At 46.9% G+C, this 22,554-nt stretch carries 19 protein-coding genes; 1 reads left to right on the forward strand and 18 read right to left on the reverse strand.

The genetic code is table 11. The features are described 5' to 3' along the window. Positions 1-28: 28 nt before the first annotated feature. The 3 genes from nadB to JUB15_RS06705 all read right to left on the reverse strand — a co-directional run bounded on the left by nadB (position 29) and on the right by JUB15_RS06705 (position 3,479). On the reverse strand, positions 29-1,651 hold the full coding sequence (gene nadB / locus JUB15_RS06695) for an L-aspartate oxidase (protein WP_207511566.1): 1,623 nt from the start codon (positions 1,649-1,651) through the stop codon (positions 29-31). A 65-nt stretch (positions 1,652-1,716) separates the two neighbouring features. Continuing rightward, positions 1,717-2,496: a hypothetical protein gene (locus JUB15_RS06700; protein ID WP_207511568.1), complete on the reverse strand. Its 780-nt coding sequence runs from the start codon at positions 2,494-2,496 to the stop codon at positions 1,717-1,719. A 20-nt stretch (positions 2,497-2,516) separates the two neighbouring features. Beyond that, positions 2,517-3,479, reverse strand: a complete 963-nt coding sequence (locus JUB15_RS06705; protein ID WP_207511570.1) for an aldose 1-epimerase — start codon at positions 3,477-3,479, stop codon at positions 2,517-2,519. 58 nt (positions 3,480-3,537) lie between these two features. Here JUB15_RS06705 and galK point away from each other — a divergent pair, with 58 nt between their 5' ends. Further along, a complete protein-coding gene (gene galK, locus JUB15_RS06710) occupies positions 3,538-4,680 on the forward strand; it encodes a galactokinase (RefSeq protein ID WP_207511572.1) in 1,143 nt (380 codons plus the stop codon). 106 nt (positions 4,681-4,786) lie between these two features. Here the strand turns inward: galK and JUB15_RS06715 are convergent, their stop codons facing one another. From JUB15_RS06715 to fucP, 15 genes are all read right to left on the reverse strand, one after another. Continuing rightward, positions 4,787-5,287 (reverse strand): GyrI-like domain-containing protein, encoded by a 501-nt coding sequence (locus JUB15_RS06715; protein ID WP_207511574.1) that lies wholly within the window; start codon positions 5,285-5,287, stop codon positions 4,787-4,789. Between the two features lie 228 nt (positions 5,288-5,515). Beyond that, positions 5,516-6,004: a DinB family protein gene (locus JUB15_RS06720; protein WP_207511576.1), complete on the reverse strand. Its 489-nt coding sequence runs from the start codon at positions 6,002-6,004 to the stop codon at positions 5,516-5,518. 123 nt (positions 6,005-6,127) lie between these two features. After that, complete coding sequence (locus JUB15_RS06725) at positions 6,128-7,081, reverse strand: helix-turn-helix transcriptional regulator (RefSeq protein ID WP_207511578.1); 954 nt, start codon at positions 7,079-7,081, stop codon at positions 6,128-6,130. Positions 7,082-7,170: 89 nt separating this feature from the next. Continuing rightward, the gene (gene ispG, locus JUB15_RS06730) at positions 7,171-9,168 is read right to left on the reverse strand and encodes a (E)-4-hydroxy-3-methylbut-2-enyl-diphosphate synthase (protein ID WP_207511580.1); all 1,998 of its coding nucleotides are present in this window, start codon (positions 9,166-9,168) and stop codon (positions 7,171-7,173) included. A gap of 308 nt (positions 9,169-9,476) precedes the next feature. Beyond that, positions 9,477-10,103 carry a tetratricopeptide repeat protein gene (locus JUB15_RS06735; RefSeq protein ID WP_207511582.1) on the reverse strand — a complete coding sequence of 209 codons (627 nt, stop codon included), beginning with the start codon at positions 10,101-10,103 and terminating at the stop codon, positions 9,477-9,479. Continuing rightward, positions 10,100-11,101, reverse strand: coding sequence for a VWA domain-containing protein (locus tag JUB15_RS06740; RefSeq protein ID WP_207511584.1), 1,002 nt, complete (start codon positions 11,099-11,101; stop codon positions 10,100-10,102). The genes JUB15_RS06735 and JUB15_RS06740 overlap by 4 nt, the downstream gene beginning before the upstream one ends. A 292-nt stretch (positions 11,102-11,393) precedes the next feature. Further along, positions 11,394-12,218: a penicillin-binding transpeptidase domain-containing protein gene (locus tag JUB15_RS06745; RefSeq protein WP_207511586.1), complete on the reverse strand. Its 825-nt coding sequence runs from the start codon at positions 12,216-12,218 to the stop codon at positions 11,394-11,396. Between the two features lie 87 nt (positions 12,219-12,305). Continuing rightward, the gene (treF, locus tag JUB15_RS06750; protein WP_207511588.1) at positions 12,306-13,883 is read right to left on the reverse strand and encodes an alpha,alpha-trehalase TreF; all 1,578 of its coding nucleotides are present in this window, start codon (positions 13,881-13,883) and stop codon (positions 12,306-12,308) included. 140 nt (positions 13,884-14,023) lie between these two features. After that, positions 14,024-15,580: a vanadium-dependent haloperoxidase gene (locus JUB15_RS06755; RefSeq protein ID WP_207511589.1), complete on the reverse strand. Its 1,557-nt coding sequence runs from the start codon at positions 15,578-15,580 to the stop codon at positions 14,024-14,026. Next, entirely contained in the window at positions 15,577-16,542 is a 966-nt protein-coding gene (locus JUB15_RS06760) for a hypothetical protein (protein WP_207511591.1), read from the reverse strand. Before JUB15_RS06760 ends, JUB15_RS06755 begins: the two co-directional genes overlap by 4 nt. Before the next feature lie 72 nt (positions 16,543-16,614). Beyond that, positions 16,615-17,706 carry a hypothetical protein gene (locus JUB15_RS06765; protein WP_207511593.1) on the reverse strand — a complete coding sequence of 364 codons (1,092 nt, stop codon included), beginning with the start codon at positions 17,704-17,706 and terminating at the stop codon, positions 16,615-16,617. Positions 17,707-17,783: 77 nt separating this feature from the next. Then, on the reverse strand, positions 17,784-19,121 hold the full coding sequence (locus JUB15_RS06770) for a vanadium-dependent haloperoxidase (RefSeq protein WP_207511595.1): 1,338 nt from the start codon (positions 19,119-19,121) through the stop codon (positions 17,784-17,786). Positions 19,122-19,199: 78 nt separating this feature from the next. Continuing rightward, positions 19,200-19,748, reverse strand: coding sequence for a hypothetical protein (locus tag JUB15_RS06775; RefSeq protein WP_207511597.1), 549 nt, complete (start codon positions 19,746-19,748; stop codon positions 19,200-19,202). Between the two features lie 601 nt (positions 19,749-20,349). Then, positions 20,350-21,120, reverse strand: a complete 771-nt coding sequence (locus JUB15_RS06780; RefSeq protein WP_207511599.1) for an SDR family NAD(P)-dependent oxidoreductase — start codon at positions 21,118-21,120, stop codon at positions 20,350-20,352. 82 nt (positions 21,121-21,202) lie between these two features. Further along, positions 21,203-22,489, reverse strand: a complete 1,287-nt coding sequence (fucP, locus tag JUB15_RS06785) for an L-fucose:H+ symporter permease (protein WP_207511601.1) — start codon at positions 22,487-22,489, stop codon at positions 21,203-21,205. Positions 22,490-22,554: the final 65 nt, after the last annotated feature.

Consider the following 22,554-nt stretch of genomic DNA (forward strand, 5'->3'; position numbering starts at 1 on the left):
ACATGGCCTCAACTACCCGCACTCGTTTTTATAAAACTATGTTCTGCACCAGCGTGCTCTTGTATGGGTAGTCGGTGTTGAAATGCAGTCCACGGCTTTCTTTGCGGAACTGGGCGCATTTGACGATCAGGTAGCCAACGGTGATCATATTGCGCAGCTCACAGAGCTGAGGCGATACGGCAGTGGTTTGATACAGGGCTTCTGTTTCTTCCCATAACAGATCCAGGCGTTTGGCCGCCCTTTCCAACCGGATGTTGGTACGCACGATACCAACATAATCGCTCATCACCTGTTGCAGTTCTTTCAGGCTTTGGGTAATAAGGATCATTTCTTTCGGCTGCGTAGTGCCGGTAGCTTTCCAGTCGGGAACGAGTTCAGCAACTCCCTCCGAGCCTCCCCCGATGGGAGACGGGGATTTTATTTTTTCTGCTGCGTCGATAAAGCATCGATGTGCAAATACCATCGCTTCCAGCAGGGAATTGCTCGCCAGGCGGTTGGCGCCATGCAAACCGGTACTGGCGCATTCACCGGCAGCATATAAATGTTTTATAGAAGTGCGTCCCCATTCATCGGTCTTGATACCGCCGCAGCTATAGTGTGCGGCTGGCGCCACCGGTATGTACTGGGTGGCCACGTCAATTCCGATCGACCGGCATTTCTCATAAATGTTGGGAAAATGCTCAATGAATTTATCGGTAGGTATGTGGGTAACGTCGAGGTACACATGTTCGGTACCGGTGATCTTCATTTCACTGTCTATAGCGCGGGCAACAATATCACGGGGCGCGAGGTCCTTACGCGGATCGTACCGTTCCATAAAGGCTTCGCCGTTCTTGTTGCGCAGGATGCCGCCATCGCCGCGTACAGCTTCAGAGATAAGGAATGATTGTCCGCGTACACCCGGTTCGTACAAGGCCGTAGGGTGAAACTGGATGAATTCCATGTTCTCGATACGACCTTTCGCACGGTATACCATCGCAATGCCATCGCCGGTAGCAATATTGGGGTTGGTGGTGGATCGATATACCTGACCGTTACCGCCACTGGCCAGCACCGTTATTTTCGACAGGATCTTTTCTATCTTATTGTTCTCCCGGTTCAGTACATACACGCCATAGCACTCGATGTGCGGTGTTGATTTTGTAACCAGGTAGCCGAGGTGGTGCTGCGTTAACAGGTCAACCACAAAACAGTGTTTTACGATCTCGATATTCGCATAGCTTTGGGCTGCTTCCAGCAGGGCCCTTTCCATTTCCTTTCCGGTAATATCCTTGTGATGTAAAATGCGGAATTCACTGTGGCCGCCTTCCTTACCAAGCTTGTAATCGCCATCAGATTCTTTGTCGAAGCGGGCGCCCCACTCAATCAATTCCTGGATGCGGTCAACGCCTTCTTTCACCACAATTTCAACTACCTGTTTATTGCACAGGCCGTCGCCGGCGATCAGCGTATCTTCAATATGTTTATCGAAGCTGTCTTTTTCAAAATCAATTACACCGGCAATTCCGCCCTGCGCATATTTTGTATTGGTTTCATCAGCCTGCGTTTTGGTGATGACCAGTACTTTTTTATCTGGAAAACGTTGAGCAGCCTTGAGTGCGAAAGTTAATCCGGCAATACCGGAGCCGATAACGAGAAAATCAGTTTGCATATTATTGGGTTCCGAAACCTCAAACCTGGTTAAAAATGCTTATTAATTCAGTGTTATGCCGCTTCCTAATATTGTATTGTGTAAGCGAATTTCTCAGGTGTTTCCAGTAACTCGAGCAGGTTGTACTTCATAGTCACTGTCTTTTTATCATCCGATAATTTGATGATGGGGTTATCGGTCTTTTTTGCGGCACGTGGTAATTTAATGGTGGTGGTATACAAGATCTCCATTCCTGAGCTGGTCACCTGTTTCAACTGCGCCATTTCGGGACGTTCTTTAAACTCTTTGAATTTTTCTGCATTCACCTTTTTTTCAATAAAGCCATTTTTGATGGTAACGTCATAAATGCTGGCAATATCGCTCATGTCAGGACTTTTAGGTGCAGCCTGATCTGCTTCCCCTTCTTTTTTGCCGAACATGTTTTTCAGCGCGTTGCTCATGCCTGCACCGCTGCCGGCTTTACCTGCCATTAACTGCTGCAGGCTGTTCAGGTCTTTATAGGGAAAATTCATGTCCATTTTGAATATCTTTTCCTTGATATTCATTTGCATTTTCATTTTCGCATCTTTCAACAATGCTTTTTGTTCTGCAGTAACATCTTTGGCTGAATCGAGTATCGATTTAAAAAGAATGGTGGTGTCAAGGACCCTGTCAAGCCCGTCTTTTTTCAATTCTTCTTCGCCGGCAAAGGTTTGCATCATTTCAATCAGCTGGCCCATATCCATTTTGGTAACATAGGTGCCACTGCCATCGGCCTTGATCTCAATTTCTTCATTTACTTCATAACAGCTGATAAAAAAAATACTGATCGCTACAGTCAGGACATATTTAAAATACTTCTTCATTACGGGTTATTTTAGGCAAGTTAATCGTTTTCAGCCACTCCGGCCTGATACCAAACCGTAAAAGTTTGTGAACGGCTTGGCTCCAGTATAAGCAGGCCGATTTCATTGTTAAAGCAATCGGGTGCGCCGCTGAGATTCTCGATGGCAATACTTTTCCGGTGCAGCGGTGTGTACACCTGTAAATAGGGATAATGATTGTTCGTAAATATGGCAATATAAGCGTTATTGGCTGGGTTGAGCAGTACCGCACAAGGGCGTTGCGCTATTGGCTTCACCACAAAACAGTTATCGATAAGCCGGTCGCCGATGCGGTCGCCTTCTAAAAAGCGAATATCAGGAACCAGTTTTCCGGTAGGAATGAGTTTTTCGTCAAATTCTACCATGGTGTCGGCGCTTATCTGGAACTCGTAATCGTTAATACTTCCGCCCAGTTGAAAATAAGGATGCCATCCATCTGCCAGGGGAATGGATAACATATCCATGTTCAGGATGGTGGTTTCTACCTGCAGGATCTGCCGGGGCAACAGGGTGTACCGCACTTCGCACATATACTCATAGGGGTAACCCGGATTTTCGCGCCGGAAGTGGTACCGCAGCGTAACGTTCGCCTGCATTTCGTCGGCAAACTCATTGGTGATCTTAAAAGGTCTGTTGTACAATAATCCGTGAATGGAATGACCATCGTGAAACTTTTCAGGAAATTCGAAATCCTCCTCGTCGAACGTATATTTCCCATTGTGCAGCCGGCAAACGAATGGCGATAATTTGCTGCCTTTATAGGAAATAGCCAGCTCTTGTTCCAGTTGTTCCCGGGTAGCATAATTGTCAATGATATTCAGGTGTTCCCCATTCACCGGGATCTCAAATGCGTGTAATAGCGCCCCGTATTCAGGGAGAATGGTGATGATTGTATTTGTTGCATTATCTTGCAGCCTGACAAATGATAACCCGTTCCGGGTGCTGCGGGAAACACTAAAGCTCATAGTTTCAATTTAGGTACAAAGAAAATTTTTTAAAATTAATTCATCTAACGATAGTAGCATGATCAAAAAACTGCAACAGGCTTTCCGTGAACGTTTTAATAAAGAACCCATAATCGTTGGTGCGCCGGGAAGGGTCAATCTTATTGGTGAGCATACCGATTATAATAATGGTTTTGTTTTACCAGGGGCCGTAGATAAAAGGATCTATGTGGCCATTGCTCCCAACAATACCAACACCATTAATGTTTTCGCCAATCAGTTCAACGAATCATATTCATTTTCTATAGATGTTACTGAGCCGCACAAGGGCTGGATGAATTATTTGCTGGGCGTAACTTATCATATTCAACAGGGCGGAAAAAAGATCAGCGGCGTTGATGTGATGATCGATGGCGATATCCCTGTTGGCGCCGGCATGAGCTCCTCCGCAGCCTTATGCTCAGGATTTGGTTTTGCCCTGAATGAATTATTCCAGCTTGGACTGAGCCGGATGGACCTGGCTTTTATTGGTCAGAAAACCGAACATACGTTTGTTGGTCTGCAATGTGGTATCATGGATCAGTTCGCGAGCCTGCATGGCAAAAAGGGTCATGTAATGAAGCTCGATTGCCGCAGCCTGGAGTATGAATATATTCCGTTTGATTTTCCGGGCTACAAGATCGTGTTGGTCAACAGCATGGTAAGCCACTCACTGGCCGGCAGCGAATACAATGTGCGCCGCAGGCAATGTGAAGAAGGTATTGCCATTTTGAAAAAGCATTACCCCGGCATCAATTCCCTGCGGGATGTGGAACCGGCGCAATTGCTGCAACATCAGCAGGAATTACCGCCCGTGGTGTTTGACCGTTGTTCTTATGTGGTTTATGAAAAAGAAAGATTGCTTACCGGTTGTGAGGCGCTTTCAAAAAATGACCTGGCCACTTTTGGTAAAATGATGTTTGCAACGCATGAGGGATTGAGCAAAAAATATTCGGTTAGCTGTACCGAGCTCGATTTCCTGGTGGAATGTGCCCAGCATATTACCGGTGTGGCCGGCGCCCGGATGATGGGTGGCGGTTTTGGCGGTTGTACCATCAATATTGTGCAGGCAGATGCGGTAGAGACATTTACCAACAAGATACGATCGGCTTTTAATGGATTATTCAAAAAAACGCCTGAAGTGTATGTGACGCAGGTTGAGGATGGCGTAAAAATAATGTGATAATTAGCTAATGTGGTAATGGAAAACAAAATACAAATGACTTAATGCAGCATGTTCAACGCAATAGTTTTATTTGCGTTGAGCATGCTGCGTCTTGCGTTAAGCTTTAGATGTAAACGGGTACCAAACGCTTCTTTTGTGCCGGTCTGTTGGGTGTTTTTCCTGGCAATACTCCTATTTGAATTTCTGTCATATTTTTTTCGGGCTCCGCAAAGTTAATATTCAGAAATACTTCCCGGCATTCATTGGATACCGGGATCTTATGTTCGTTCAGCCGTTCCATGATCTGTGCATGACTGCCGGGCAATTGTTCCCAGGGGCCTTCATGCGGAAATGTAATGGCTTTAAAAAAGCCGAGTTCCCTCACCTCGAACCTTGTTGATTGGATCACCTTTCTGATAGGAATTGCGATCTCCAGGGTGAATACCGTATCGGGATTTCCATCCATTCCATAATAGATCCAGTGCAGCGGGCCATTGATAAAACTTTTACGGCCAGCCACTGCATATAATTCTGCCATAACCGGACCAAACTCATGAAGTTGAGAAATGGTAGTTTGATGTACACTGCTTAAAACCCTTAAAGGCGGAAAAGTTTTTATGTGCATACAAATTACTTTTAAAGTGAATGAATAACCACGCTGTACCTGAATAGTAACGATTGACACGGAATGTTCAGGACAGAAAATTTATGAAACGGGATTCCAGGGGGATAAAGTAAGAAGCAGGGAGTATGAAGGCAATTTCTGATTTTGAGATTTTGGGATTTGAGATTTTTAAAATATTGAATTTTCCCATAAATCCCGAAATCCCGAAATCCCCAAATCCCGAAACCCTCACGGTAATGGCACCTCTCCCCATGCTTCCCATTCTTCTTTCGTGGGCCCATAGATGCCGGGCACTTTGAGGCCGGCCATACGCATCAGAACAGTCATCTGGGCACGGTGGTGGGACTGATGTACCAGTAATACCCAAAGGGAAAACCCGTTCTTCCAGGGATCGCCGTAAAGATTGTTTTCATTGCTCAGATCGCTGTCGTCCCAATTGCTGATAATGACACCTACCAGTTGATCAGCGTATTTTTTATAATGTGTTACCAGCTCTTCTACAGTGTTATAATCAGCATGTACTTCCCTGATCGGCAAACCAAGTTTGCTGGGCAGTTCGGTAACCGTTTCAGTAATATGATTGGCGAGCCGGCCCAGCGTACGCCCACCGGGAATGGCAACCTGCAGGGATTCATCGGTAAGGCTGCTGAATATTTTCAGCGTGGCTTCGGTCTCTTCTTTCCAACGGTCGAGAAAATCATGAATGGTGCGTATCATCTGCTTATAATTTAAAATGAAGATTATAAGACCAAAGTAACAGGCAGGGTGTGACAACAGTATGTCAGCAGGAGGCAGAAAAAAGTGAAAAAATTTTTGGAAGCCGCGAGCCGGCGTTAAACGTTAGGCATTTACAGGAAGATAATGCAGACGGGCTTCCTCAGTGAGGTCTTTCATGACAGTGCACAGCGCTTCGGGCGATTCAATAGTGACATAATGGGTATACATCAACAGCCAGCGGCCCAGGTATTCCATATGGGCTGTTAAAAAGAACATCCGTACATATTCTTCTGTTACTTCTTCCCGTACATACCCATAATAATATTTCTGATTGCCCAGGTAACGGGCGGCGGTTTTATCGAACCGTATGACCACTTCCTGTAGCTCGGAACTGTTGATCATACTTTCCATGTATTCCTTTAAAGAAGGATGGGTATCTGGTTCAAATGTATTATCGAGAATTTGCAGTTGTTTTATGCGGCTTACCCTGAAGTCGCGGTAGTTGTTACGCAGCTTGCACCAGCCGATGAGGTGCCAGGCCTGTCCGTAGTGGCATAATCCAATGGGTTCAATATTCCGCTCGGTCACTGCATCCTTGCCGGACTGATACCGGATGCGGATCTCTCTTTTATCACCCAGTGCTTTTTGCAGATCCATGAGGTAGCGGCCTGCAGAATCATCTGCCGGCAGGCGCGACATAACCGCAATATTATCATTCAACTGGTCCATATGTTCCTTATCGGAACTGCGGAGCACCGCTTTGATCTTATACAGTGCGGCATTAAAATGCTTTTTAATCGATTCGTCTGACAGGTGTTCGGTGAGTTTGGCGCCGAGCAGCAGGGCAGAGGCTTCTTCCTGGGTGAACATGACTGGCGGCAGGCGGTAACCTTCCATTATGGTATAACCGCTGCCCGCTTCGCCGATGACCGGCACGCCGCTTTCTTCCAATGCTTTAACATCGCGGTACACCGTACGTAAGCTGATGTTAAAACGATCGGCCACCTCCTGCGCAGTAACTCTTTTTTTACTTTGCAGATGGGTAAGAATGGCGTGCAGTCTATCGATTCTGTTCAAGACTAATGTTATTTTGTATGCCTGGCTATATTAGGAATTTTCCTTCGTCAATCGTGAATCGTCAAACGTCAATCGGCTGTTTTCCATTATCACATTGGCTTTTCTACCCAGGCGTTGTTTTCCTTCAACAAATTAATCAATTCTTCCACAGCAATGGCGCTGTCGACATTGCGTTTCACAATTTCTTTTCCTTTATACAAGGTGATCTTGCCCACACCGCTGCCCACATAGCCAAAATCGGCATCGGCCATTTCGCCCGGTCCATTCACAATACAACCCATGATGGCGATCTTCACACCTTTCAGGTGATGGGTCACCGAACGGATCTTCGCGGTGGTCTCCTGCAGGTCGAACAGGGTTCGTCCGCACGACGGGCACGAAATATATTCTGTTTTGGAAATACGCGTACGGGTAGCCTGTAGAATAGAAAAAGAGGTGTTGTTGATGAACTGGTGATTGTTCTTTGTTTCCAGGTAGGTACGGCCACTCACTTTCTGGTTCATGATCTTTTCGGGTTCATTCATCAGCCAGATGCCATCGCCCATCCCATCGAGCAGCAGCGCGCCGCTATCGGTGGAGAAATGGATCAGCTGTTCATCGATGGTCGTATCATGGCTCTCCACAGCCAGTATTACCGGGCAGTGTATACCCTGGTTCATCAGTTCAATGATATAGCGCCGTACCGATGGCATCGCATGGGGGTTTGTAGAATACAAACACAACACAACGGTGCTATCGGTGCGAATCTTCTGTAACAATTCCTGGCATGCCGGTTCGTTTACATCGGCTGCCACGAAGTTCAGCATGCCCGAATGATCGGTCAGTTGCAGGTATTCAGTAGATTGAAATAATGGATAATATTTTTCCTTATCCGGCGCAGTTAACCAGCTTGCATAATCGCAGATCACCTTCAGGGTGCCAGGTAACGCAAAGTCGAGTATCTTTTTGCCGGTGTATAAATAATCAGCGGCTGCGTCGGCAATAGTGAATTTATCTGTTTCGGTGTTATAGGTGTAACCAATGGCCTGCAGGTCTTCATGACGAATGGCAGCTGCTTTCATAAAGTCGGCCACTACAACCGGCACCTGCTTGCCGCCGATGTTTGATACAGTATTTGTATTTCGCCTGGTATATTCAAAAGGCGAGTAGGGCACTTTAGTGATTGCAGGTATAGTCAATGGCTTATTGTTAATGGCCGATTGCCGGTTTTTATATCGCTTCACCAGGTCACGGCAAACCGGAATTTCAAATTCCGGGTCTTCGGTCAACGATACGCGAATGGTATCGCCAAGGCCATCTTCCAGTAAAGATCCGATACCAATGGCTGATTTTATTCTACCATCTTCGCCATCGCCGGCTTCTGTTACACCCAGGTGCAGGGGATAACATTCGCCAAATTCATCCATCATTACGTTTACCAGCAAGCGGTATGCCTGTACCATTACCTGCGGATTGCTGGCTTTCATGCTCAATACGATATTGTGATAACTTTCATCACGTGCAATACGCAGGAATTCCATGGCGCTTTCTACCATGCCCATCGGTGTATCGCCATAGCGGCTCATGATGCGATCGCTGAGCGAACCGTGATTGGTGCCTATGCGCATGGCGGTACCATATTCTTTACAGATCTTCACGAGAGGCGTAAAACGTTCCCGGATGCGGTCAATTTCTTCGGCATATTCCACATCCGTGTAATCGATCTGTTCAAACTTCTTTTTATCAACGTAATTGCCCGGGTTCACGCGCACTTTTTCAATGATGCGGGCTGCGATCTCGGCAGCATTGGGCGTAAAATGAATATCTGCTATCAGCGGGGTCTTATAACCTCTGCGGTGCAGCTCATTCTTTATATTCAGTAAATTTTCAGCTTCTTTTTTACTGGGCGCCGTAATGCGAACCAGTTCGGCCCCGGCTTCAATACAACGGATACTTTGTTCAACCGTACCGATGGTATCCATAGTATCGGTCGTGGTCATCGTTTGTACGCGGATAGGGTTGAAGTTTCCCAACAGCAGATCCCCAATTCGTACTTCACGGGTTGCCAGTCGTTTATATTCAGTTAATGAGTCGCAGTAAAGCTGCATTTTATTAATTCAGGTTTTAGATTTTAGCCTGCATAATGTATGCAAACTGAAAGGTTTGCAAAATTACGAAATCGTGAAACGGCAAACGTAAAACGGCAAATAAATACCGGCTCGTTTAGAAAAGCTTAATGCTGAAGGCTAAAGGCTGAAGGCTTAATGCTGAAGGCTTAACCTGCCTGCCTGGAGGCAGAGAAGGGTGGTAGACAGGTAATTAAACTGAAATCCCGATGTTTCGCCGCTGCTTAAAGCAAGCCCGATCACTTGCAGTGGATCCTTAACATCTCCCCCTTTAGCAGGCTGGGGGTATTTTACCAATCTTTTTCAGGTTGCGATACCGAGCGGGAGCGGTTTTGTTGTATTTTTCGCTGAACTTCCTGTTCTTTTTGTTCAAGCGATTTCAGGTATTGTTCGATCTTTCTCTTATCGAGTTTGTTCTGCGGCCTTTGTTTTTGTTGCTGTTTTTGCTGTTGCTGTTGTTTCTGATCCTGCGACTGGTTTTGTTTCCTCAGTTCTGACAATGCTTTTTGCAGATTGAACCGGGTATCGTCATCGGTAGGATCGATCTTCAAAGCAGTCTTGTAGGCCTCGATGCTTTCCAGCAGTTTTTTCTGCTTGCTGAAGGTTACGCCCTTGTTATAATAGCCTTTTACTTTATAGCTGTTATCAGTGGTGTTGTCGAGCAATTCATCATACGACTTTTCAGCATCAGCCAAATTGCCGGTACGGTAACGCGCGTTGGCGAGGTTATAGCGGGCTGTGGCGCTCTTGGGATTCTGTGCTACTGCTTTCTGGTAGGCAGGCAGGGCCTTGTCGTATTTGCCTTCTTTATACAGTTTATTGCCTTCACGGATAGCACCGTTCTCCTCCTGTGCCTGTAGTAATACAGGCAGTACGAAGAACAAAGACATCAGCGATATGTGAACTGATTTTTTCAAGCTGCTTTTAATTTCCGTTCAGGTAAAAAGAATTCTATCAGCAGGAGTGCAAAGGCAATGGCCAGAAACCATTGAAAATAGCTTTTGTAATCCCTGAATGCGTTATCATCCAGTGATGTTGATTCAATCGTGCTCAGCTGTTTGGTAATGGCATTCACAGTAGCGTCTACATCATTCATCTTGACATACACGCCTTTGGTAGCGCCGGCCAGTTGTTGCAATACCTGTTCATTCAATTTTGAAATTACCGTATTGCCGGTTTCATCTTTTTTGTATTCATTGGTGGCAGGGTCCATAATAGGCGCGCCCTGTGCCGAGCCAATACCAATCGTATTGATCATAACACCGTCTTCGGCCAGTTGTTTTGCCAGGGGAACAGCCTGCGGATCGTGGTCTTCACCATCGGTGATCAATACTATTGATTTAAATTTTCTTTCCTTGCTATTGAATGCCGAATTACCGGCGCGTAATGCTTCTGAAATAACGGTGCCCTGGGTGGGTACTACCTCCGGACCTGCCTGCTGAATATACATGCGGGCAGCGCCATGGTCTGTTGTAAGGGGCATTTGCAGATAAGCCCTTCCTGCGAATAATACCAGTCCTACCCGGTCGTTCGGTAGCTGGTCCATTAACTTGTACACGAGCTGCCGGGCCCTTTCGAGGCGGTTGGGTGTTATATCTTCGGCAAGCATACTTTTACTTACATCCATGGCTATCACTACATCTACGCCTTTGCGTTGCACATTATCCATTTCGCCGGGCTTTTGCAGGTTCGCAGATGCTGCTATAATGGCCGCCAGCGCCAGGGCAAAGAACAGGAATTTCAGTAAAAAATTTGTGGGCGAATAATTGGCGATCAGGGCTTCTACCAGCCGCTGATCCCCGATCTTTTTAATGGTATTCTTTTTCCATTGCATGAGTTGTAAATACAAAACAACCAGCAGCGGAATAGTGGCCAGGGCGATGAGGTATTCTATGTGTTGAAAACGAAAATTCAATGTGATAATTTGCTAATTAGCTAATGTGCCAATCAGGTTTTCAATGAATGCAAAATTTAAACCAAAATCGTATCCGGCTAAATTTAAGTATTAACGCGCATAATTGTTCGTTAAAATACATCGTATTAATGACAAATTCAAGGTATCGTAAAAGACAAAGCCCGCCATAGTGTAAGCAGGCGGGCCTGGACCGATTATTTATTATGACATTTCAGGCATTAAGCCATTAATCGGCCTGCCCGAAACAGGTGCATTAGCACATTAGCAAATTATCACATTAGCTAATCGATGGTTATTTTTTTCCCTCAAAAAAGCCATAATCCTTCAGGATCGCTTTCAGCATGTTTATCCGGATGGATGCAAAATCGACGTTTTTGTCGGGCGATTCTACCTGCAGCACAAAAAAGTAAGGGTGTTTATTTTCTTCGATCCAGCCAATGAGCCAGCCGAGCTGATTGCCTTTGTCGGTCGTGTTCCAGCCGGTTTTATAACTGAGCCGGTAGTTGGAATTGTTTTCCCACAGCATCATGCTGCGTACGGTACGTTGGGTTCTTTTCTGAAAAGGCAGCTGATCGAAGTACAATTTCTTTACCAGGCCTAGCTGTTCATCGGCAGTTACTTTGGCGCTGTTGTCGAGCCAGAATGTATCGAGGTTGTTTGTTATTTTGAAGGTGTCGCGTTTGCGGGCATAGCCAAGGGTATCGAGCCAGTGTTGCATTTTGGGCTGACCAATACGCCGGGCCAGTTGCTGGTACCATGGCGGACAGGAAATGCGAAAGGCATCCCACATGGTCATGTCGCGATTGCATTCAGTGCGACTGCGAACGACACTGTCCCATTTTATCACGGTATTGGTATCGTTTACAACACCTTCTTCCAGTCCGATCAGGGAGTTTACGATCTTAAAGGTAGAAGCAGGGGTGTAGGCACTGTCGCTGAACCGGGGCAGGTTGTAAATGGTGAATCTTCCCTGGCCGTTATCGAACAGGCCAAAACAGCCGGTGACTTTATTTTGGTCGAAATATTTTTTAATACTGTTGTCTACGGTAACATTATTGGGTGAGCACGCAGCGAGGGCAACGGTGATCAGCAAACTTCCGGAGATCCATTTAACCATGTTAAAAATTTGCACAAAAGTAATAAGCTAATGTGATAATTAGCTAATGTGATAATGTGATAATGAAATACAGGGAATGGCATCCGATTATTTTGGTGCTCCGTATTTATTAATGAGCGCCAGCAGCACCCCGTTCGTCCAGCCGAAACCATCCTGGCCGGGATACTCGCCGCCACCGGCTTCGAGGTTCAGGTCAACTACATTGTATTTTTCCATGAGCTTGCCGGTCCTTTTATACACATCCACATTCAGTTTTATCCAGCGTTCAGCAATATCGCGGGCCAGCTCGCGTTGGCCGCAGCGATCGAGTCCCCAAATGGTCATCCATTCCAGCGGCGCCCAACCATTGGGCGCATCCCATTGCTCACCGGTGTTGAACGGCGATGCGGTAACGCCACCTGGCTGCAGCAGCTTCGTTCTTACCTGTTCGGCCGCCTGCCGTGCCAGCAAGCTCATATAATCGAGGTTGGTGGTAAATAAACAAAAGGGATACATGCCTGCCGGTGTAACCACTTCAGACGTATTGCGGTTCCTGAAATTATAATCGGTATAATATTTCAGCTTTTTGTTCCAGCAGTATTTATCAATAGCCGCTCTTCTTCTTTCAGCTTTGCGGGTATAGTCGGCAGCAGCCTTGGCATCATGCGCCATGAATTTGGCTTTTGCCAGTATATTTTCCAGCGCATATAATAAGCTGTTCAGGTCAACAGGTACCATATCGGTAACCTGGATAGTGGCCAGTTTTTTCTTATCCCTGAACCAGCGGCTGCTGAAGTCGATACCACTCTCTGCAGCTGCGCGCAGGTTGATGTACATAACCTGTTTATTCCTGCCCGACCGTTGGGCCGTTTCTACGTCTTCCTTATAACTTTCCTGGCGGGGAAACGGGTAATCGTCCCAGTAGCGGTTCAGCACCGTGCTGTCATTGACCTTAACAACCCGTTTGGTGGCCTGGCCCGTTTTTAAGGTAGCGGCGCCATTCATCCAGAACTCATATTCCTTTTCGAGGGCGGGCATATACGTTAGATACACCGAATCGCTTTTTATTTCGGCCAGCAATTCAACCATTAAAGCAAAGAAAGGCGGTTGCGACCGGCTGACATAGTACGATCTGTTACCGTTGGGAATGTGCCCGTAGATATCGATCATCCAGGCAAAGTTCTTTACCATGTTCTCGATCATTTCTCCCTCGCCGCTGGCCATCAGGCCCAGCATGGTGAAATAAGAATCCCAGTAGTATATTTCACGGAAGCGGCCGCCGGGAACAATATAAGGGTTGGGCAATGCCAGTAATGAGCTTCCTATTACAACGGTATCGGGCTCACGCCGTAATACGCTCCACAGGTTTTTGATGTGTTTGGTAACATCTTTTTCCTGTTGAATATAATTGAACTGGGGCGGCGGGGGCGGCATTTCGAAATTCTCCTGTACGAATTGTTTCAGATCGAATTTGGCCGTGCCCTTCTGTTGATGATAATCGGCCACAATGTTCTTTGGATTCCTTTTGGGTACACAGTCAACAAAGGTCTTTCCATCAGGGAACACTTTACTTAACTGCACATCTCGGAATAAATCGCCATAAATTTTATCAGGTGTTGCTGGCGGTTGGGCAATCGTATATACGAGCTGAAAGCTAACCAGCAAACACAGGAACATTTTTTTCATCCTTACTACATTTAATTACCAGGGGTTATTCCAGAATCAAATGTAATAAATAAAAAACCGTCCGGAAGAATCGGGACGGTGTTCTACTTCTATTTATGTTCTCGAAAAAAGATTGGTCGTATTATTGTTTCGTTCGTGTATTAGTTACCGGCGCCATCGGTCTTAGCCCGTTGAACGGCATAATTGCCAACATTTCTGCCACACTCCAGTCCCATTTCACAATCTGAACGGTAATGTATGCCAGCAAGCATCCTCGACAGGGAAGCTTCCCTTGCCATGGCATCGTAGGCTGCTGACCGCTCCGGAACAAGATGCGACAGCACCGTGGCAGCGGCCCCGCTGAATGTAGAGTGACCTGAAATGTAGGCTGGGAAATTAGGCACACCGGTCAGTGTTTTAATTTTAGGATTCATTTGCGATGGGCGTGGGTTGAAGTAATGGAATTTGGCGTCCCAGCAAATGATAGCTGCATCCATTAACGCCATATTCAACAAGGCCATATTGCGGGCCCAGCGCACTTCGCTGTAATGCTGTTTAATAAAATCTTCTGCAGCGATGGCGTTCCAGTGGCCTGCAGGGGTAGAAGTACCTACGCCATCGGCCCAGAAGTGCACAATTCGGTAATTTTCCCGGGAATCATCATTGACCAGCTGTAGTATTTCATCGGTTTCCTCTTTCATTTTAGCGCTGCCGGTTAACGGTGGCGGACCCGGGCGCAATGATATGGCCGTTAAGGAATCAAACAGAAAGGCCTTTACTTTTCCGTACATGGGCAGCATGGGCGGGCGCCTGGGCAGTTCCAGGCTGTACCAGGGTATTTCGCCCCGGGCTATGCAATCGGTTTCCAGTTTCGTCCAGTCAACCTGCGTGCCGCCGGCCGCACCTGCGCGGTCGGTGCGGGCACGCGCAACAAACTTTTGCGCTACGGCTTTACCCAGTGCTTCACCGGCCTCTATATCGCTGCGCACATTGGCACCGCCAATGATCCGCGCCCGTTTATGTTCTTCGGCTTTTTGCTGAATGAAGTCCTGGTCGCCGGGGAATAACAGCTTCAGCATTTCCACAGCAGCGCCTACGACAACTGCATCTTCTGAAGGATAGGATGGAAGGTCTGTTTGCGGTACTAATGTATTGATGGCGGCATCTACTTTATAAGGCGCCGGCCGGTTGAACAATTTTTTATAGTAGTGCGCAGCTACCAGCGCATCGTATTGCGCTGCGCTCACATAGGCATACGCACGTGCTGCATAGGGCGGATTGGCAAACGGAAATTGCGGGTAAGCGAGCGGGTTATTGGCATTAGGGACAGGATAACTGCCGTCGTCGTTCTGGTAAGGCGGCAGATTGTGTTTGGCCACCAGCTCGCGTAATATTTCATTCCAGCGCAGTATGGCGCCGGCGCTCCAGTATTTTACAAGATGCTTTTCATTATCGGTCAGGGATGCCTGCCAGCTTTTGATCTCATTTAACTGGGCAATGTATTCCGGTGTAGTAGTGGCTACGGGTGTTGCTACGGGAATTTCATTGGCAGATGTGAGCAAGACAGGTCTCCAGCTGCCGGCATCCAGATCGCTTTTGTCTGGTTGCAGCGCAGGCAGATCATCCGTGCGGCCTGCTTCGTTCTTTGAACAGGCAAAAGGAATGACAACAGCAATAGTAATCAGCAGCGGAATCAATATGTATAATATCCTCTTCATGGTTGTGATTTTTCAGGCGATGCAGCTGCCTGTTGCTTACGATTAAAATTGATGATGTAAAACAGTCCGCCGTTTATGGTAGTGGCTTGTCCTACATTGCGGCCGGCTATCACATAATTTCCGGCGGCGATGACAGAGAGGCCGCGTGGCGCCTGTAGTTCATATTTCATGTTCACACCAAGCCTGGTGGCGTTCATCCTGTTACTGGGAAAGGGCATGTTGTTGCGGGTGATGTCGAAACCGCCCAGGGTGGTCCAGTTGTCGAGCACGGCCTCGGCGATCAGGTTATTATATCGATATCCCGTACGCAGGTTGAACGATAAGGCGTCGGGCATGGACACTTTATTGGTATAATGCATTTCGGTAGTGTAGTAGGCATCCCGGTCAATTTTGATATTGTCTCTGAAAATGTAGGTGCCGGATGCCGTGACAAAGACCTTTCCCCACTGGTAATCGCCCATGATCCGCAATGACAGGGATTTACTGCGAAGTCCTAATGACAGGGGCAGATAGTCTGCCACGTAATTGCTGAGCGGCGCCGATACACCGGCAATACCGTATGCAGTGAGATTGCCTTTGCCGATATTTCTTTCGATGGGCATCCATTTTACCCAAAGTGAACCATCCTGAATGCCTTCAACACCATGCAATGTACCTGCCGAGGCTTTTGTTTTCACGTATGGAACAGCAAAGAGGATATTCAGTTTATTACTAACGCCGTAGTTACCCATTATACTGAACATTTGCGTGGAGATCCTGCCAAGGTTCAGGTTTTCGCGTTTACGCGTTCCTTCCCAATAGTTTTTCCAGCTGCTATAGCCATACATGGGTCCTACGCAGAAATTATTTTTCGTCATCATAATGCCGTCGATCTCTGTTTGGGCCGAAGCAGGCAATAGCGCTGCCAGCAGCGCAAACAGCGACAGGCAGTATTGTAAACAGGCCTTCCGGGATTTTGACATAAACAGTTGATTAGTTAAGTGTGCAACACATCAGAAACGAAGCGCGGAAGGTGTTGCGCACTTTATGAATATTTAAAATCTGAATGAGCAGCCAATATTCACCAGGTAATCGGCAAAAGCCGCATCGCCCTGGGCATACACCCCCGTTGCCCTGGTTCTTAATTTATCGGCAACACTTTGCGTACGGTTGCGTTTAACCGCAAATGGAGCATAGGCATAGAGAGTGGCTTTTTTAAACTGGTAATTAAGGCCTGGTTCTATAGAAATGATATAACCGGGCCGGCGGAAGCCTTTACTGCCACCGATCAGGTCTTCTGATGGCTGGCATTCTTCGCGAACCCCGGCAGAAATGGTAAGTTGGTCAACCGTAAAACTGGCGCCTGCGCGGATCATAAACTGATCAGGCACGCTCATGACGCTGGTGCCGTATTTAATGGCATCGGCAGAAGGCGTTCCCCCACGGGCAGTGGATACCCCGTTTTGTTCACGCGGGTTGAAGAGATAAAAAAAGTTACCATACACGCCGAATTGCCGGGTGAAATTGTAGAAAGCATTTATTTCGGTAGTGAAGCCGGTACCGCCATCACCCAGCTGTATCGACTGGTCAACGGGTCCCAACACTCTTGTAGTATCATTTTTAACGAAGAAATCCTGGTACCGGTAATCACCGGTGGGCAGCTTTAGTCCCAGGCCAACCTGAATATTTCCTTTAGGCATAAGCGTTGGATCGAGGAGCCAGCGATAGGCTGAAATGCGGATGTCGCCGATGCCGAATGAACGGGTGTAGTGCCGGGCGCCTTCTCCGCCGTTATTGCCGCCGTGCTCATACATGGATGAACGGACATTGGAAATAATGGGTACATCCAGCGCAAGCGACCAGTATTTGTTCAGGTTGCGGGTAAGCGTAAGGTTTAATGTGTAGGAATAATTGATCACTTCAGTGCCTTGTTCGGTGCGGTGCTTTTGTTCTTCGGTGCCTACAAAATGACGGAACGATTTAAAGTAGCGGTTGCTTACAGACAACATCCATTTGGAGGCGTCGTGGCTGGCAGCCTGGTCGCGGGTGCAGAAGCCACCGGTGCTTCTGATGGCCACACAACCTTGTGATTGTGCCTGGTTGGCGAACAGCAGATATAGCGCAGAAGCGAAAAGGATCTTTTTCATAATGAGTTGTTTTGGTCTTACTTGTGTCACCCTGCTTTCAGCGTGTGAGAATGTGTGACACCTGTTGTTAACAATACTTATTTACTGGCCAGTTGTTCTTTGCGCATGTGCAGCTTCGACAGAATGCAATTGCCCACTTTCTCCCCCTGGTCACGGGCTACAAATATGGAAGGGCGATAGTGAATGCCTCCATAAAAGCGGCTCATGCCCGCTTCATCGGCGGCATGCCTGGGCGAGTCAAAATTCCGGTCGGTAAAACCCCAGGCGCGTTCAGTACTATCCCTGAAAGGGGTTTGTTTGCCATAAATGTGCTCGAGAACAGTGGCTGCGGCGGTAGAAATGATCGAGTGGCCGCTGGTATATTCAGGAAAAGGGGGCGTTTGTAAATAGGGTTTCCAGTTGGGATCGATGTAATTGTTGATCACTGTTTCAGGGCGAACCAGGTTAAATGTATACTTGGCATCCCAGCACGCAATAAAAGCATCCATAACGGCAAAGGATACGGTTGCATACGTGTATACTGTTTTATTGAAATCGGCCTTCTTATTCTGGCTGATGATGCCTGTAATGCCCATCCAGTGACCGCCGGGGGTCATGGCTTTGGTCGCATACATGGTATGGCCCACCACATTCAGCTTAAAACCATTGCAATCCCAGAAACTGGCGATCGCTTTTTGTTCTTCGGTTAAGTTCATGACCGTGTCCTGCACCTGTTTGGCCATTTTATAAAATTCGCAACTGGCGTCTTTGCCGAAAGCACAGGGTGGGGGCGGAGGATATTGGTTGCAGCTGTCGAGTGCAATGGTGCGGATGGTGCGCCACTGTGGTTCTACCGCCTGGAAATAACCCGGGGGTGTGGGGATCCATTTGCCATCTTCATTAGGCACTGTGTATTTGGCGGCAGAACGGGTTTGAGCATAATTGTCTTTTTTACTCCAGGCCAGTACGGCTTTGGCAACAGCCACGCCATAATCTTCGGAGTGTTGCATTCTATCCGCAGGCATGCCATGCTGCTTTGCCATCAGTTGAAGCGAGTCCACGATTTTATCGGTCTGGTCTTTTGAAAAGGTGAGGGTTCTACCCACTTCCATAAATGCCATGAGGGCGGCGTACGGGAAGTCGATCTTTTTACCGGCCGTTGGTGGCGGCGGATAGTCAAACCCTTTTAACTGCCCGTTCAGTGAAGTATAACTGCTATCGCCATGGGCAATTACTTCAAATGCGGCCAGGTGGGCATAGGCATAAATGCGACTGGCTACAGGCGGCGTAAAAATATCGTAGGTAATAACGTCGGTGAGCTTACCGGTAATCTTGCTATACAGAACAGGATCATGAAGTACCTGCTCGTAATCGGCAGCACGTTGTGCACAGGAGGTAACTCCTGCCACTATAATGGCAAACAATAAAACACGCATGAGATTGCTTCGATTAATAAGAAATCAAATTGATGGATGGTTAGCTATAACGCTTCCATAATAACCAATAGCTACTTATTAACACTCGGGTGGCTGTGCGGGCGTAGTTATGAGGGGAGATGAAGGCATAATCATGGCATAGCCGGTAAACGGGTGTTGTTGCAGTCCCAGTGCTTCCAGTTGCCAGTTATTTTGTTGTTCCCAGTATTCGGTTACCGGGTTTTTGATAGCAACTGACGGTGTTGATTGATTAGGATCATGTTGTTGCAGGTCGTTCACCAGCTTAAAGAATTCATCACGGGCGCTCTGCAGCCGCATTCTGTTCTCATTAGGTAAACAGAGCAGTACCAGTTCACCTTTTTCGACTTTGCGTTTTACATATTTGTAGTGAATACCGTTGAATTCAATTTCGCCATCGTACCGTTCGAAATCAGAAGTAATGTTCTGGTAAGGCATGTTGAGCGGAATGCGAATTTCCAGGAGACTGGCTTCATTGTATTGCTGCCGATCGAGTTGGGCTTCCAGATGGGTATCGGCCCGGTGTTGCAGATAATCGGAGAGCAACCGATATCCAAACCAGTTAAACAGAAAGATGAGAAGCAGCAATATGGCAGCAGCTCGTTTCATCCGTGGTGCAATAGCTTTGAGTTACCACAAAATAAGACAATTCGGACTATGAAAATGCTGTTGATCAAAATAAATTAGCTGGTTTTGGTTATAAATGCCGTTGGCGCCTGTAAAAAGAAGTGCACGCTTACAGTGGCTTTGTAATCAAAAAGCCGGTATTAAATAAAAGGGCCTTTGGAAGTTTGGTTTTACGTACTATACTTCCGCCAGGTTGTGGTTTGGTTGTCGTTTGGTTGTGGTTTGGTTAGGTTTACCTTTTCTTTACCCCTTAGGTAACAAAAAGGAAATGAATCGGTAAAGGAAATATCATTCTAACATAAAGACAACCAAAGGAAGAGCAAAAGAACAGGTAACCGCGGGTAATGAAAAGGAGAACCGGGGGTTAAGCGGAGGTAAAGAAAAGCTAAAGAATACCTGAGCAGGAGGTAAAGAAGAGGTAACCAGGGGGTAAAGAAATTATTTTACTGCTGTTGAAAATCAGCCCCTTGTGAAGCAATGGGGTAACCAGGAGGTAAAGAAGAGGTAAACAATCTGGCTGGCCTGATCATAAAAAAAATGCGCTCCGATCGGAACGCATAACAAAATATTGATAAACTATTGCTTAGTTGTTCAGCCTGGTAAAGCCGCCATCAATTGGATAATCGCAGCCGGTAATAAAGGAGGCTTCGTTCGAGCAGAGGTACAAAGCCAGGTAGCCGATCTCTTCGGGTTTGCCCATGCGGCCGATCGGCTGCGTTTTGGACAGTTTATCGAACATCTCGGCTTCTTTGCCCGGATAGTTCTTTGCCAGGAAACCGTCCACAAACGGGGTATGCACCCGGGCCGGAGAAATACAGTTGCAGCGGATATTGTATTTCAGGTAATCCTTGGCAACGGACAATGTCATGCCCACTACGGCGCCTTTTGTCATAGAGTATGCGAACCTGTCGGGTATACCCACCAGTGAGGCGATGGAAGCCATATTGATAACAGAGCCGCCATTTTGTTTCATGTGCGGCAGTACTGCATGCAAACAGTTATAAACACCTTTTACATTCACATTCACCAGCCGGTCGAAGTCGGTTTCGGCTGTTGTTTCTGCCGTGCCGATATGTGCTATACCGGCGTTATTGATAAGGATGTCAATGGAACCTTTGGCTGCAATGCCGTCAACGATCTGTTTCACGTCGGCCTGCTTTGATACATCGCATTTGAAGAATTGCGCTTTACCGCCTGCTGCTGTAATTTCTTTTACTACGTTGGTAGCGCCCTGTTCGTCCATATCCAGGATATTTACAGCAGCGCCTTGTTTGGCAAATACGGTGGCAATGGCTTTTCCTATACCGCTTCCGCCACCGGTGATGATGGCTGTTTTGTTATCGAGTCGAAACATAAGTTGCAAGTTACATATTAACGGCCAAACCTTATGGGAGTGGCCGTTATGATTTATAGTTTTTAATGTTATTTGTACCTTTTTATGCCTGCTTTATTTTATACCCCTTCCAGCCAAAGTAGAATATAACGATGAAACAGATCAATGGAATGATATACCCGTTTTGAATGTTATGGGTCATATCGGCAATACCGCCCATGGCAAGTGGTATTAATGCACCGCCTACGATAGACATGATGATAAGGCTTGAACCGATTTTGGTGTCGACGCCCAGGCCCTGGATACCCAGTGAGAAGATCGTTGGGAACATGATCGACATAAAGAACCCGACGCCGATCAATGCATATACGGTTATCATGCCAGTGCTTACAATAGCGATAGCAGATAATACAATGTTGATAAGGGAATAAATGGCCAGCAGTTTATTTGGGCTGATGTATTTCATAAAGAAAGTGCCTGCAAACCGGCCCACCATGAAGGCGATGCCATAACCGAGGCCCAGGTAGTTGGCAGCCATTTTTTCATCGATATGGGCAGCCTTTACTGCTATATTGATAAAGAAACTGGTAACACAAACCTGTGCGCCTACGTAAAAGAACTGCGCTACCACCGCCCATATAAGGTGTTTATGACGGAAAGCATTGGCAAAACTGGATTGTTTACCGCCTTCTGCTTCCTCTTTTATTTCGGGCAGCTTTGTAAATGCAAAGATCAATGCCACTGCCAGTATGATGAGACCTAAGATCAAATAAGGGCCTTTTACGGTAGCTGCTTCGCCGGCCAGATAGGCATCGAGCGCCTCTGGCGTCATAGCCGCTTTTTGTGCATCGGTTAAGTTGGTACCCGATAAAATGAATTTGCCGCCGATTATTGGCGCCAGCACCACTGCCAATCCGTTGAATGACTGCGCCAGGTTTAACCGTTGGGTAGATGATTCTTTGGGTCCCAGCAAGGCTGCGTATGGGTTGGCAGCGGTTTCCAGGAAAGTCAATCCACTGGCTATAATAAACAAAGCGCCCAGGAACAGGATATATGCCCGTGTATTGGCTGCCGGTATAAATAACAGGGAGCCAAGTCCAAACAACAGCAGGCCCAATATTATTCCTGATTTATATCCATACTTGCGCATAATGAACCCTGCAGGCAGGGCCATAACGAAATAAGCAATGAATACGGAAAAGTCAACCAGGGATGATTGCAAAAAGTTTAAGGTAAATGCTTTTCTCAAATGCGGTATCAGTACCGGGTCGAGGTTGTGCACGAAGCCCCAAAAGAAAAACAGGCTGGTGACAAGAATAAAAGGGAACAAATATCCCTTAACCTGTTCTGTTTTCAGGGAGGAACTACTGGATGATGATGGTAGGGCCATGCAATCGGAAATTTATGATTGTTTGGTTTAGAATATATGGTGAGCCCCCAACTGAAGGTTCAGGG

This window comes from Longitalea luteola, from assembly GCF_017356035.1.
In the GTDB taxonomy this organism is placed as follows: Bacteria; Bacteroidota; Bacteroidia; order Chitinophagales; family Chitinophagaceae; genus Niastella; species Niastella luteola.